This is a genomic window from Ruegeria sp. SCSIO 43209 (assembly GCF_019904295.1).
In the GTDB taxonomy this organism is placed as follows: domain Bacteria; phylum Pseudomonadota; class Alphaproteobacteria; order Rhodobacterales; family Rhodobacteraceae; genus Ruegeria.
Map to the genome: position 1 here is coordinate 711,877 of NZ_CP065359.1, position 13,513 is coordinate 725,389.

The following is a 13,513-nucleotide window of genomic DNA, read 5'->3' on the forward strand; positions in this document are numbered from 1 at the left end:
GTCACGCTGCGCTTTGCCGAATCTGTACCTGGTTGCGGCCCGCTTTTTTGGCGGCATAAAGTGCTTTGTCCGCCGAGCTGATCAATCGACCAACCGGGTCTGCTTCGCCTGGATGAGAGAGTTCGGGCGGGGTACATAATTTCACCCCCACGCTGATCGTTACGGGTACTGGGGCCGGACGATCCGGCAGCTGAAAAGGTTTTTCGCAAATTGTTTCACAAATCTGTTTCGCTTGCTTCAGCGCTTGGTCGGTTGAGGTATTCGGTAGCCCGATCATGAACTCTTCGCCGCCGATACGCGCGACAAAACCGGTTTTTCCTATCACGACTCGCAGCCTTTTCGCGGTTTCGGTCAGAACCAAATCCCCCGCGGCGTGACCGTAACGGTCATTGATTGCCTTGAAGTGGTCCAGATCGGCCAGCATCACGGCGAATCCGTGTTCCGTTTCTGGGGCCTGATGCGCGATCTGGTCCAGCGCGCGCATCGCATAGCGGCGATTGAACAGTCCCGTCAGCGGATCGATCAGGGATTCGGCCAAATCCCTGCGCAATGTCGCTCGCAATCTGTCGTCTCGGGTCTTGCGGGCGATCAAAGTTTCAAGCCGCAAGCATATCTCATCTGTCTGAAACCCGCCCATGCAGACCGCATCAGCGCCTCGGTCCAGCGCCTCGGCCGCAAGTGCGGGATTATCATCCGGCAACACACCGATCAGCACCGTATTTCGTGTCGCACCGCGCGACCGAAGATCTGCCAGTAGGTTCCGCCCCGAGCTATTCGGTGCAAGCTCAACAACAATCGCGTCCGGGATCGTCCCGGACAGGATGCCTTTGAGATCAGGCAGAGTATGGCCGGTCACACGATGCCGGGTTTGATGGGTCAGAGCATTACTCCACAACGCGCTGGTTCGAACTGTTTGCGTCAGGATCGCGATCTCTGCCGTCGATGGCGGGGCGATCAGCACCTGTGGCGCCTCGCCAAAGCCAATGGTTTGGGCCGAACCTTCGATGTTTAATTCCTGCCGTTCGGCGCGCGCACGTAACAAGCTGCGCACGCGGGCCAATAGAAGTGTATCCTTGAACGGATAGCCAAGCACATCATCCAGCCCGTCCGACAGTGCCTTCAAACGCGCTGCTTTGTCGTTTTGCGGTGCAATCGCAACAATCGGCACATCGATCAGAGCAGGATCTGCCGCCATCACTTTCTTAACATCCGCAGCGCTTCCGTCGGGCAGAGTTTGCGCTGTAAGAACCAGATCAGGCCGTGTCCGCCGCAGCAATGCACCAAGCCCGGCCAGTTTCTCACCCTGCACGACATGGTACCAGGCGGCCGTCAACTGAACCTTGAGCATTATGCGATTGGTCGAAACACCGTCGAGGACGAGTATGGTGCCTTGTACAGACATAGCCATTCACCGTTTGATTGCATGCGTTGCTAAAGTGTTTATGAGTCTGGTTAACAAACCCTTTCCAACACATTGTCCGAGGCCAGTTTATGCCGATCTCCGCCAATTCCGCTGAAACTCTGGCCCTGAATGTGCTGGGCTGGCTGGTGGGAAATGATGAGTTGCTGCCCGTTTTCCTGGGGGCGACAGGTGCCTCGGAACAAGATTTGCGCGACCGTGCGGGTGAGACAGAATTTCTTGGGTCTGTGTTGGACTTTCTGTTGCTTGACGATTCATGGGTGATCGCTTTTTGTGACGCCAATTCCGTGCCCTACGAAGAGCCGGGTCAAGCCCGTGCCGCGTTGTCCGGAGTTTCGGATATGCACTGGACCTAACCCAAAGGAAATTTGTTTCATGGCAATCGACGCCCTCGTGTTCGACAAGGACGGTACTCTTTTTGATTTTGCAGCCACTTGGGGTGCGTTCGGGCGTATCGCGATGCTGCAGCTCTCTGATGGAGATGTGCAGCGCGCGACCGAGTTGGGGAAGGCCATCGGATTTGATTTTGAACAAGAGAGCTACGACCCGAATAGCGTAGTCATCGCCGGAACGGTCGATGAAGTTGCTGCAGCCCTGACACCGCATTTGCCTGAGGTATCTCTGGGGCACCTGATCGAAACACTCAACCGGGCGTCAGCGAACGCAGAGCAGATCCAAGCCGTTCCCTTGGCACCATTCCTTGCCGAGCTGCGGCGCGCCGGGCTGAAACTGGGCGTTGCGACGAACGATGCTGAAATGCCGGCCCTGCAGCACCTGCAGTCCGTTGGTGTGCGGGACCATTTTGATTTTGTAGCCGGATATGACAGCGGACATGGTTACAAGCCAGGTCCGGGGCAGCTATTGGCCTTTGCTCAGCATGTCGAGGTCGCGCCATCTCGTGTTGCGATGGTTGGTGACAGTCTTCACGATCTAGAGGCGGGACGCGCCGCAGGGATGGTCACCATCGGGGTTCTGACCGGCATGGCGACGGCCAAAACACTCGAACCGCTGGCGGATGTCGTCTTGCCCAACATCGGGCACATTCCCGGCTGGTTGTCGAAAACCGAATAATCTCGGTTCCAAATCGCCGGGTTGGATAATAAAACCGACAACTCTTGTCGCAGACAGAACGGCGATACTGAATCTTCGGGGCTTTCATAGGAGTGAAAGCGCGGAGGATGGTGATGGCTGAGAGCAAGACACGCAAACGTCGCGGTGGTGGACGCGCGGGTGCAGCCGCAAGGCGCGGCGCGGCGGTGATCGAGCAGATGCCCTGGAACCCGCCCACAAACATCGACAAGCCAATCGAGCCGTTGGGACCCGAGGGGATCGAAGCGGTTCACGAAGGTGCCATGCGGATTCTCGAAGAGATCGGCATCGAGTTCTACAATCAGGAAGCCATCGGGATCCTGCGCAAGGCGGGCTGTACAATTTCCGGCGACAACGTCCGCATGGACCGGGATTTCGTGATGGAAATGGTGGGCAAGGCGCCCAGCAAATTTACCATCACGCCGCGCAACCCGGAGCATCAGATCGAGATTGGTGGCAAGACCATTCTGTTCGGCAATGTTTCATCCCCACCAAATTATTGGGACATGGAAATCGGAAAAAAAGTGCCCGGCACCCGGCGGATGTGTCAGGACCTGCTGAAGTTGACGCAATACTTCAACTGTATCCACTTTGCAGGTGGATATCCGGTTGAGCCGGTCGATATCCACGCCAGCATACGGCACCTTGATGTGCTTTATGACAAGCTGACCCTGACTGATAAGGCAATGCATGCCTATTCGCTGGGGAAAGAGCGCGTCGAAGACGTGATGGAGATGGTGCGTATCGCGGGTGGCCTGAGCCACGAGGAATTCGAGGCCACGCCCCGGATGTACACTAACATCAACTCGACCTCACCGTTGAAACACGACCATCCAATGATCGATGGCTGCCTGCGGTTGGCGCGGCGTGGGCAGGCAATTGTCGTGACGCCTTTCACTCTGGCCGGGGCGATGGCCCCTGTGACGATGGCTGGCGCAGTGGCACAATCGCTTGCCGAAGCGCTGTGCGCGATTGCGTTGTTTCAGTACGTTCGCCCGGGTATTCCATGCGTGATCGGGACCTTTACTTCGAATGTCGATATGAAATCCGGTGCGCCTGCATTCGGGACACCGGAATACATGCGCTCGACCCAGATGACTGGGCAGATGGCACGGTATTATGGCTTGCCTATGCGGTCCTCGGGTGTTTGCGCGGCAAATGTGCCCGATGGGCAGTCGGTTTGGGAAACCTCGAATTCCCTTTGGGCGGCGGTGCAGTCAGGCACCAACATGGTATATCATGCGGCAGGCTGGCTTGAAGGAGGCCTTATCGCAAGCCCCGAGAAATTCATCATGGATTGCGAAATCCTGCAGCAGATTCAGCGGTATATGCAGCCGGAACTGACAGCGACGGGCCCGGATGACATCGCCCTTGAAGCGATCCGGTCTGTTGGAAACGACGGGCATTTCTTTGGCATCCAACATACGCAAGATCGCTATACCACCGCATTTTATCAGCCGTTCCTGAGTGACTGGAAAAACTTCGAAGCCTGGGAAGCAGCTGGTGGTATCTGGACTGCGGAACGTGCCCATCGGATGTTTAAGGAGATCGTGAACAATTTCGATGCCCCGAAGATGGATGAGGCGATCCGCGAGGAGCTGGCCGAGTTTGTTGAGCGCCGCAAGGCCGAAGACGGTGCGCCGACCGATTTCTGATCGCTGCCCAATCCGCCCTTCAGTTTGGGATTAGATCGGATTCTCATAATCCCGTATCGGATTTTGGGTGTTTGTTAAGCTTTCTGCGATCACTTGAGAGTGTCTTTCAATCTGAGGCGACACATGCACGGGCTGATCAACAGGGCGATCCAATCCTTTGTCTGCGCCACCTACGGGCGTCAATGCTGGTTGCGCGCGACTCATACGGCCGGGCTGGGATTTGACGAGTTCGAGGCGATGTTGATCTATGACACGGAGATATCGACCCGAGTGCTCGACGCTTTGTGCGCTGACTTGAACCGCCCAAAATCCGAATTTCTTGAGGATTTGGGCACTTATCTGGTCTCACACTCGAACATGGAAGATCTACGCAGGTTATTGCGTTTTGGCGGGGTAACCTATTTGGAATTTTTGCATTCGCTTGATGACCTGTCGGATCGTGTCCGCCTTGCCGTGTCGGATCTGAGGTTGCCTGATTTGGAATTGCAGGAACATTCACCCGGAGAATATCACTTGCACTGCTCTGCTGATTTGCCGGGATATTCCAGCGTCATGACCGGTGTGCTGCGCGCCATGGCGGATGACTACGGCGCGCTGGTGATCCTATCCAATGAAGGTCACCAAAGCGGGGCCGAGGTGATTTCGATCACATTGATCGAAAGCGCGTTTGCCGAAGGGCGTCACTTTGATCTCGGGGCACGTAAATCATGATCAAGACCGCGGAGCTTGGACAGTTGCTGGACACCTTGTGCCCGATGTTCGTTCTTGTTGATGGCAAGGGTCGGGTCGAGCAGGTTGGACCAACCCTGCAGAAACTGCGCCCGGATCAACCGATGGCGGGCCAAAATTTTCTGGATATCTTTGAACTGGTGCGCCCCCGATCCATCAAGACAATTGCTGCGCTGATGACGGTGCCGGACCGAAAATTGCATCTCAGGTTTCAAGACCAGCCGCAGACGGCGTTCAAAGGTCTGATCGCGCCGTTTCCTGGCGGAAGCGGGGCGGTCATCAACCTGTCGTTTGGAATTTCGATACTGGATGCGGTACGCGACTATTCTCTGACCAGCACCGATTTCCCGGGCACTGATCTGGCCATAGAATTGTTGTATCTGGTCGAGGCAAATTCTGCCGCGATGGAAGCGTCACGCTCGCTGAACTTGCGTCTGCAAGGTGCGATGCTGGCGGCAGAAGAACAAGCCTACACGGATACGTTGACCGGGCTGAAAAATCGACGTGCGATGGATCATATTCTAGGGCATTTGATTTCGGCGAAATCGAGTTTTGCAATGATGCATCTGGATCTGGATTTCTTCAAATCAGTCAATGATCGATTGGGGCATGCTGCAGGGGACTATGTTCTGCAGCAAGCTGCAAAGATCATGCTGGACGTTACACGCAGCGACGACACGGTTGCCCGAGTCGGGGGTGATGAGTTTGTCTTGATTTTTAAGGGCATGAACGATCGTACAAAGCTTGATGGTATTGCAGGGCGCCTGATTTCACGCCTGTGCAAGCCGATGCAGTTCGATGGGGCAACCTGCCGAATATCGGCAAGTATTGGTACAGCACTCTCGACACAATTCGAAGTGCCCAAGGCCGAAGATATTCTTCATGCCGCCGATCTGGCTTTATACGCAGCGAAACGAAGCGGGCGATCCTGCCACCGTTTCTATTGCGAGCTATCGGATGCGCAGCATTCCGGTTGACGCAGGTGGCCCCCCTTTGCTTCGCTACAGTGTATCCAACATCGCCGCGATGTGTCGCTTGACCTGAGGAAGCTCTGAAATCACGGGCATTACGTGTCCGTGAAAGCTGGCGCGGGCAAGTTCCTCGGGTACATCTTCCAAAACATGGCCTCCGGTGCAGGCAAAAAACGGCAGGCACAGCGCCTTGCCACCGCACCCGGTGGCGGCGTCCGCAATTGATGGGGTTTGCTCAACGAACCCGGTGCGAATGCTATTGAACGCGGAAAGCCGACCCAGATTCTCGGCGAAACCCTTTGCGACAATGGCCGGATTGGCGCTGCGGCCCGAGCCATGTGCAGCGATCACAAGATCTGTGTCCGCCGCGCTCCAAACCCTGTTCGTCAGTTCCTGATGTATGGCCGCTGTAATCAGGGCAGGCAGTTCGGGATCGATACCCATGGGGTCCAGAATCGTGACAGAACGCTGGCCAATCCGCTTTGGCAGAGCGCTGGTGACAAACCAGCCGCGCGCCATGAATAAGGGGTAGATAACCGTGTCGCTGGTCAATCCATCAAGGCAATTTTCCAACGCCTGCGGGGCTGCCAATGTGGCCGACGATACCGAAACCCGTTGACATAACTCATCTACCTCTCGCGCAAAGGCTACTAGCGCAGCTTCTGCAGGTGCAGGGTCCGAGGGTTGGCCATGGGCGACGATAACGGCGTGTGTCATGCAGGGCTCCGGATAGGTTCTGCGATAGATGTATTGCTGGTGGGCAGAGTCAATGCGGTGTTGGCAATTTCGTCATCCCAGTAGAGTCAGCCACAACCAGACCGTCAATATTGACGCGGTCGTTCCGATCAGAACCGACGACGCGGCCACACGTTTGGCATGTCCGTACATGTTTGCGAAGATGTAGCTATTGATCCCCGGCGCCATCGCTGCGGTAAGAACGCCCGAGCGGAACAGGTCTTGCGGCAACGCCAGAGATGACCCGAAGAACCAAACCAGGCTCGGGTGCAGCATCAATGAGATACAGCAGACGAAAATAATGGTACGCAGATCGCCCTCGGGTCGGTACTTAACCAGCACACCCCCCAGCGCGAACAGGGCACCGGGCAAGGCCGCGCGGGTGATCAGGTTCAAGGCTTCGTCCACAACTCCGGGTATGGCCAGTCCAGTGAGGTTTACGACAAACCCCAACGAGATCCCAAGAATGAGTGCATTCTTGAACATGGCCGACAGCACGGATTTCAACATCAGCACTCCGCCGTTGCCGCGGTTTCGAAGCACCTCCATCACCGTGATGCCGAGGCAATAGCAAAAGGGTGAGTGGAACGCGATGATTGTGAAGTTGCCAACTAAATTTTCGACCCCATAGGCGCGCTCGGTAATAGGCAACCCCAAGAGGACCGAGTTTGAAAACAGACAGCAAAATCCAATAGCAACCGAATCCTCCCACGCTCGTCCGAAGATCAGGCGCGCACCGATCATACCAGCGACAAAACACAGACCAGCTGCTGAATAGAAACTGACCAAAAGCCGAGGATCGAAGCTGGTGCCGAGATCGAGATTGGCAATGGCGAGAAACAGTAGGCAGGGAATGGCAAAGTTCTGCGTGAAACTCATTAACCCATCGATATGGGTTTCGCGAAAATAGCCGAACCTCGTCGCCGTGTATCCGGCACCGATGACCAGAAACACCGGCAGGATGACATCAATCAGGCTTTGTAACATGGCGGCGCCATACGGGGTATCGTAAGCGCGTGCAGCAGCATGCCTTACAGGGCGTGCCGGATCACCATGCCATCATAGGCAGGCGTGATATGATCCGGTGTTTCCGCATCGACCGTCGCATAATCCAGATCGATATGCATGTTGGTCAAAACGGCGCGTTTTGGTTTCAATTGGTCGATCCACTCCAGCGTCTTTTCCAGATGGGCATGGGTTGGATGCGGGGAACGACGCAGAGCGTCAATAATCAGGCAGTCCAGATTCGCCAGTTCAGTCATGCTCTCATCATAAAGCTCTGCTACATCAGGCAGATAGACGATGTTTCCCATTCTAAAGCCAAGCGCATCAATCGATCCGTGGTTCACGCGAAATGGCCGAATCGGGATCGTGCCGCCTGGGCCGGGAATTTCGAACGGCCCATTGATTGTCTTGAGGTCGAGTATGGGCGGATAGGGCGATCCCTCGGGCTGAACGAAGGCATAGCCAAACCGGCTGAGCAGATCGTTCTGCGTGTCACCATCGGCCCAGACGGGGACGCGGGTTTTCATATTGAAAACGATCATCCGCAGATCGTCGATCCCATTCATGTGGTCCGCGTGGGAATGCGTATAGACGACACCATCCAATCGCCCAGTCCCGGTGTCCAGCAATTGGCTACGCATATCCGGTGAGGTGTCGATCAGAACCGACGTAGTCCCATCCGGCCCGTCCCGTTCGACCAGTAACGAGCATCGCCGCCGCTGGTTTTTCGGGTTTTCCGGATCACAATCGCCCCAATGCCCCCCGAGACGGGGGACGCCACCGGATGACCCGCAGCCCAGAATTGTCAGGCGCAGCTCGCTCATGCAGCCGCCTTGTATGTGGCGGCTTTAGTGAAGAGCCGATCAAAATTGGCCTGCGTTTTTGCGGCGAAATCTGCGTAATCCAATCCGAAGACCTCAGCCCCTTTACGGGCGGTGTGTGCGGTATAGGCGGGCTCATTCCGTTTACCGCGATATGGTGGGGGGGCAAGATAGGGCGCATCGGTTTCGACCAGAATTCGGTCAACAGGTGCCGAAGCGAAGATATCGCGCAGTTCCTGGCTTCTTGGGAAGGCCGCGATGCCGGACATGGACAGGTAAAAGCCCAGATCAAGCGCGGCCCGGGCCAGTTCAGCCGATGAAGAGAAACAATGCATGACGCAGGAATAGGGCGCATTGCGATGCTCTTCGGCCAGAATGCGGGCCATGTCGTCATCAGCAGCGCGCGCGTGGATGATCAATGGCAGGCCAGTGCGCTGGGCGGCCTCGATATGGATGCGCAGTGATTGTTTCTGCACATCCGCCGACTCGGCCGTGTAGTGATAATCAAGCCCGCTTTCCCCAATGCCCACGAACTTGGGATGCTTAGCCAATGCGACCAGCTCATCGACCGCGGCCATCGGCTCATCAGCGGCGCTCATCGGGTGGGTGCCTGCAGCGTAGAAGACTGGGGCGTGAGCCTCGGCGATGGCGCGCACAGCGGGTTCGTTGCGCAGCCGGGTGCAGATGGTCACCATGCGGGTCACGCCAGCCTCGGCAGCGCGGGCGACGATATCATCCAACTGACCGTCGAAATCAGGGAAATCCAGATGGCAGTGGCTGTCGGTAATTTCGGGGGTGAGGCTCATCAGCTGTGACCGGCGGTTTCCTGTATCTTGAACACCGTATCTAGGACAAGCGAGGCAGGGTCAAGGTTCACCGCCTGCCCGTGTCGTGCGCGCGCCGTGATGAGCGCGGCGACCTCCGCCCATTGGCGGGCCTTGTGCTGCGAGTTAGAGAGGCGCGACAGAGTTTCAGCCTCATTCGGGGCGGCCTCGGGTATGGAGGCGGCACCTTTTGCACCTGTCAGCGCCAAACGCGAGAGCGCAACGTCGATCAGTGAAAGCAGCAGATCAAACCGTTCGGCAGCCCCCCGCTGAGCTGCCGCTTCTGCCAGTTTCAGGGCGCGCTGGCGGTCGAGCCGGGGAAGGGAGCCCAGAATTGCAATCAGCTCGGCATAAAGCTCTAGCCCGCCGAGATTGATCAAGCGGACGGCATCACCCACTGAACCGGCGGCGAGGGCTGCCAAATGCTCGGCCCGACTAGGGATTTCTGTGCCGGTCTGCGCTAGCGCGGCCTGCATGTCATCTGCGCCAAGGGGTGAAAGCCGCAGCGTGCGGCAACGCGAACGGATGGTCGGCAGCAGGCGCGAAGGTTGGTGTGAAACCAGCAGCAGCGTCGTGCGCGCTGGGGGTTCTTCGAGCATTTTCAGCAGCGCATTGGCGGCGCTGACATTCATTTCATCCGCTGAATCGACGATAACAACCCGGCGACCACCATCGGCAGAGGACAGGCCGAAGAACTTGCCCAGTTTGCGGATGTCATCGACAACAATTTCGTTGCGCAACCGTCCCTGATCGTTGACGGACCGGGTGATTGCGGCAAGGCCGGGCTCGGCCCCCGCCTGGATACGGTGTGCGACAGGGTGGCCCGGGTCGATGTCCAACGTCTCAGGCGCAGGAGGGGCACCAAACAACCCGCCTTCATCTGCCGGAGGTGTGGCCAACAAAAACTGTGCAATGCGCCAGGCAAGGGTAGCCTTGCCCACGCCGCGCGGCCCCGTTAGCAACCAGCCGTGGTGCAGCCGGTCCGAGTTATACGCGGTTAAAAACGCCTCTTGGGCCGCATCCTGTCCGAACAGCTTGAGAGTTTCGCGCGGATGCGGGGCACCAGGGGCCTGATCCGGTGTTTGGATATCGTCGCTCATGTCAGCTCAATTGCAGGGACGCCATGACAATATCTGTCACATCCCGCGCAACGCTGTCCATGTCCCGATTGCCGTCGACCACGTGGAAACGGTCAGAGAATTCTTGGGCCAGACCCAGAAAACCTGCCCGCATCTGTTGTTGAAGATCCAAACCGAAATCTTCGAATCGTTCTTCGGTGCCCTGACGACCTTTGGCGCGCAACAGACCGGTTTCCGGGTCCATATCGATCAGCAAGGTCATATCTGGCTCTCGCCGGATCATCAAGCTGTGCAACTGATCCACCAAACCCCGCAGATCGCCGCGCGACAGACCTTGATACATCCGGGTACTGTCGGCAAAGCGATCGCAGATCACAACCTTGCCCTCTGCCAACGCGGGTTCAATCGTGCGCTCAAGATGATCGCGCCGGGCAGCGGTGAACAGCAGGATCTCGGTCTCGGCCGACCAGCGGTCCGGATCACCCTGCAGCACAAGGCTGCGAATTTCTTCTGCCCCGTCCGATCCGCCGGGCTCGCGCGTCAGAACGACGTCGCGGCCTTGATGCCGCAAGTGCTCGGCCAGCAGGCGCGCCTGCGTGGACTTGCCTGATCCGTCAATGCCTTCGAAGGTCAGAAACGTTCCGCGCGCTGTCACATTTGCTCCAGCGGGGTGTTGATCACTTCTTTCAGAACGATGCCACCCACGGTCAACATACGCACGACAAACCCGCCCAAGGGAACATCCTTTTCCGCCACCAGCGGGCGGCGGATTTCGGGCAATCCTTCGGGTTGGATCACCAGCTCGGCCAATTGCTGGCCTTTGCTGACCGGTGCGTTGATAGGGCCGTCATAGACAACATCGGCCTTGATGTCCTTGTCGCCCAAAACGGGGAACAGCAGGGTCAGATCACCCTCGGGCACCAATCCCACAGTCTTTTCCGCCCCCATCCAAAGCTTGGCCTGGGCTACCGGTTCTTCTGATTTGGCAACTGTCCTCTCGACAAAATTTCGAAACGACCAGTTAACCACGGCCTCAGCCTCCTCTGCGCGCTTGGCGGTGCTGTCGAGCCCTGAAAGAACAAAGACAACCCGTCGGTCGCCTTGTTTGGCAGAACCGACCAAACCATATCCTGCCTCTTGAGTATGGCCCGTCTTGAGGCCATCGGCCCCGATATCCAGCTTCAGCAGCGGATTGCGGTTCCGCGCGTTCGAGGGCGCTCGGCCATCGAATTCGAACTCTTCTTCGGCAAACAGGGGATAGTACTCGGGGAAATCGGTGATCAGCCGGTCGGCCAGAACTGCCAGATCGTGCACTGACATCATGTGCCCAGCAGCAGGCCAGCCGTTGGAATTGGCAAAGTTCGAGTTGTTCATGCCCATCTGCTGCGCCCGCTGAGTCATGAAACGGGCGAATCCGGCTTCGCTTCCGTCGGGGCTGAGCGCTTCGGCGATCACGACACAGGCGTCATTGCCCGAAAGCACGATGATCCCGCGCAAAAGATCCTCGACCCGGACACGATCCTGCGTGTTCAGGAACATGGTCGAGCCGCCATAGCTCATTGCATGCTCCGAGACGGGCAAAGTTTCGTCCAGCGTCAAACGGCCATCGCGCAAGGCTTCAAACGCCACATAAAGCGTCATGAGTTTCGACATGGACGCTGGAGGCAGAGGCTGATCGGCGTCTTTAGACAACAGCACAGTGCCGGTTTTCTGGTCCATCACATAAGCCGCACGCGCGGTGGTGTCGAAGGCATGGGCGGGCAGTGCCAACAGCGCCAACCCGAGGGCCAGTGTGGTGGATCGCAAAGCGGAAAGCATCATGGGCCTCCTGTTTGATCAGTTCTTCGCCGTGAAAGCATCGGTAAACCCAAGGTCTTTCACATCGTTCAACATCGCCCGGCGTTCCGCGCGGGTTGCAACGGGTCCAACCAAAACGCGCCAGACCGACTTGTCCTCGCTTTTCAGTTCCATGACTTCGGCAGCCATGCCATTGCGCCGGATCTTGTCCACCGCGCTCTTGGCGTTGGATTCTACGCTGAATGTGCCCGCCTGAACAAAAGGTTTTGCCAACCCACTTGTCGCCGCAGCACTCGCCGTCGCTGGTGCGGCCGCCGTTGGTTCAGAGGCCTCGATGGCCGCTGCCGCTCCGGCAATCGGGTCCAGAGGCGTTTCGGTGATTGCGTTAGGGTCTTTCTTTTGCCACCACTTGCGCTTGGCCGGTTTTTCAGCCGGTGCCGTCAGTTCGGGATCCGACAATGCTGCCGTCTGTGTTTCTGACGAAGGGGATTCGGTCCCGGCAGCAGCTGCGGTTGCTGCGCCAGCTGCTGCGACTGCAGTCTCGTCGCTTGGCTTTTTCTGCCACCATTTGCGTTTGGCCGGTTTCTCTGGGGCTGGTGCCTCATTCGCGGCCAATTCACTGGTCGGTGCTTCTGCATTGGTCGGGGCTTCTGCACTGGGCGCATCTTCATCCGACGATGCAACAACGGCGGCCCCGGCAACGACCGCAGCTCCGGTCGCTGCTTCGGTGCTTGGCTTTTTCTGCCACCATTTCCGCTTTTGAGGCTTTTCAGCAGCGCCCGTTTCCGACGCTTCTGCGGTGTCGGTTGTTTCCGAACTCTCTGCACTATCTGTCTCTTCGGCAGGTTCCGCGGCGACAGGTGCAGGGGGTTCTTCAATAGCCTCACGTCGCAACGCGACAACCTGCACCCTGGTTGGAGCACCAGCCAGCATTCCCAATTGCTCGGCAGCGGATGACGAGACCTGCAGCGCGGGTCCCGGCAAATTCCGCTCACGGCGGAACAGGGCACCCGTTACCGATTTGTTGTTGGCTGTATTCTTGATCAGCACCCGCTCGGGTTGAGTCACATCAGGGTGCGCCACCCAGATACCACCCAGCGATGGCCGCCCGTCCCACAACCCTGCTTCGGTGACCTGAAAAACCTCGGGGGCTTCAACATCGCGCTGATTGGTCGCGGCAGCCTCGGGGAACAGTTCGAACCGGTTTGTGTTGTCCGCATCTTCGGCGGCCGTATCCTCAGGCGGGTCCTCTGTTGTAAGTAGCCCTTCTTCGCATCCAGCCAATGCTGCCATGGTCACGACCAAAATTGCCAGCCGTTGTGGCCCAAAGCGTGTGCCCGTAGCTCGCTCCATTTTCTCAATCCCTTGCCTGACAAGGCCATTCCGGC

General features: G+C 57.6%; 14 protein-coding genes. 5 read left to right on the forward strand and 9 right to left on the reverse strand.

The genetic code is table 11. The annotated features are described in order from the left end of the window. Window position 1 precedes the first annotated feature (1 nt). Window positions 2-1,408: a diguanylate cyclase gene (locus tag I5192_RS03645; protein ID WP_255612032.1), complete on the reverse strand. Its 1,407-nt coding sequence runs from the start codon at window positions 1,406-1,408 to the stop codon at window positions 2-4. Window positions 1,409-1,491: 83 nt separating this feature from the next. On the opposite strand from I5192_RS03645, the gene I5192_RS03650 reads away from it, so the two are divergent. From I5192_RS03650 to I5192_RS03670, 5 genes are all read left to right on the forward strand, one after another. After that, entirely contained in the window at window positions 1,492-1,776 is a 285-nt protein-coding gene (locus tag I5192_RS03650; RefSeq protein ID WP_170424089.1) for a DUF3572 domain-containing protein, read from the forward strand. A 19-nt stretch (window positions 1,777-1,795) separates the two neighbouring features. Beyond that, a complete protein-coding gene (locus I5192_RS03655) occupies window positions 1,796-2,491 on the forward strand; it encodes an HAD family hydrolase (RefSeq protein ID WP_170424087.1) in 696 nt (231 codons plus the stop codon). 113 nt (window positions 2,492-2,604) lie between these two features. After that, window positions 2,605-4,164, forward strand: a complete 1,560-nt coding sequence (locus tag I5192_RS03660) for a trimethylamine methyltransferase family protein (RefSeq protein ID WP_223117780.1) — start codon at window positions 2,605-2,607, stop codon at window positions 4,162-4,164. Between the two features lie 123 nt (window positions 4,165-4,287). After that, the gene (locus tag I5192_RS03665) at window positions 4,288-4,875 is read left to right on the forward strand and encodes a heme NO-binding domain-containing protein (protein WP_170397007.1); all 588 of its coding nucleotides are present in this window, start codon (window positions 4,288-4,290) and stop codon (window positions 4,873-4,875) included. Next, window positions 4,872-5,870, forward strand: a complete 999-nt coding sequence (locus I5192_RS03670) for a GGDEF domain-containing protein (RefSeq protein ID WP_170818011.1) — start codon at window positions 4,872-4,874, stop codon at window positions 5,868-5,870. The genes I5192_RS03665 and I5192_RS03670 overlap by 4 nt, the downstream gene beginning before the upstream one ends. A gap of 24 nt (window positions 5,871-5,894) precedes the next feature. Here I5192_RS03670 and I5192_RS03675 read toward each other — a convergent pair whose 3' ends face one another. From I5192_RS03675 to I5192_RS03710, 8 genes are all read right to left on the reverse strand, one after another. Further along, window positions 5,895-6,581 (reverse strand): CbiX/SirB N-terminal domain-containing protein, encoded by a 687-nt coding sequence (locus I5192_RS03675; RefSeq protein ID WP_223117781.1) that lies wholly within the window; start codon window positions 6,579-6,581, stop codon window positions 5,895-5,897. Window positions 6,582-6,653: 72 nt separating this feature from the next. Next, window positions 6,654-7,586 (reverse strand): AEC family transporter, encoded by a 933-nt coding sequence (locus tag I5192_RS03680; protein ID WP_170424079.1) that lies wholly within the window; start codon window positions 7,584-7,586, stop codon window positions 6,654-6,656. A 44-nt stretch (window positions 7,587-7,630) separates the two neighbouring features. Then, window positions 7,631-8,428 carry an MBL fold metallo-hydrolase gene (locus I5192_RS03685; protein ID WP_223117782.1) on the reverse strand — a complete coding sequence of 266 codons (798 nt, stop codon included), beginning with the start codon at window positions 8,426-8,428 and terminating at the stop codon, window positions 7,631-7,633. After that, window positions 8,425-9,231 carry a TatD family hydrolase gene (locus I5192_RS03690; RefSeq protein WP_223117783.1) on the reverse strand — a complete coding sequence of 269 codons (807 nt, stop codon included), beginning with the start codon at window positions 9,229-9,231 and terminating at the stop codon, window positions 8,425-8,427. Before I5192_RS03690 ends, I5192_RS03685 begins: the two co-directional genes overlap by 4 nt. Continuing rightward, complete coding sequence (locus tag I5192_RS03695) at window positions 9,231-10,349, reverse strand: DNA polymerase III subunit delta' (RefSeq protein WP_170403918.1); 1,119 nt, start codon at window positions 10,347-10,349, stop codon at window positions 9,231-9,233. Before I5192_RS03695 ends, I5192_RS03690 begins: the two co-directional genes overlap by 1 nt. Window position 10,350: 1 nt before the next feature. Next, the gene (tmk, locus tag I5192_RS03700; protein WP_170403915.1) at window positions 10,351-10,983 is read right to left on the reverse strand and encodes a dTMP kinase; all 633 of its coding nucleotides are present in this window, start codon (window positions 10,981-10,983) and stop codon (window positions 10,351-10,353) included. Beyond that, window positions 10,980-12,146 carry a D-alanyl-D-alanine carboxypeptidase family protein gene (locus I5192_RS03705; protein WP_223117784.1) on the reverse strand — a complete coding sequence of 389 codons (1,167 nt, stop codon included), beginning with the start codon at window positions 12,144-12,146 and terminating at the stop codon, window positions 10,980-10,982. The genes tmk and I5192_RS03705 overlap by 4 nt, the downstream gene beginning before the upstream one ends. 18 nt (window positions 12,147-12,164) lie before the next feature. Then, entirely contained in the window at window positions 12,165-13,478 is a 1,314-nt protein-coding gene (locus I5192_RS03710) for an SPOR domain-containing protein (protein ID WP_223117785.1), read from the reverse strand. Between the last annotated feature and the right edge of the window lie 35 nt (window positions 13,479-13,513).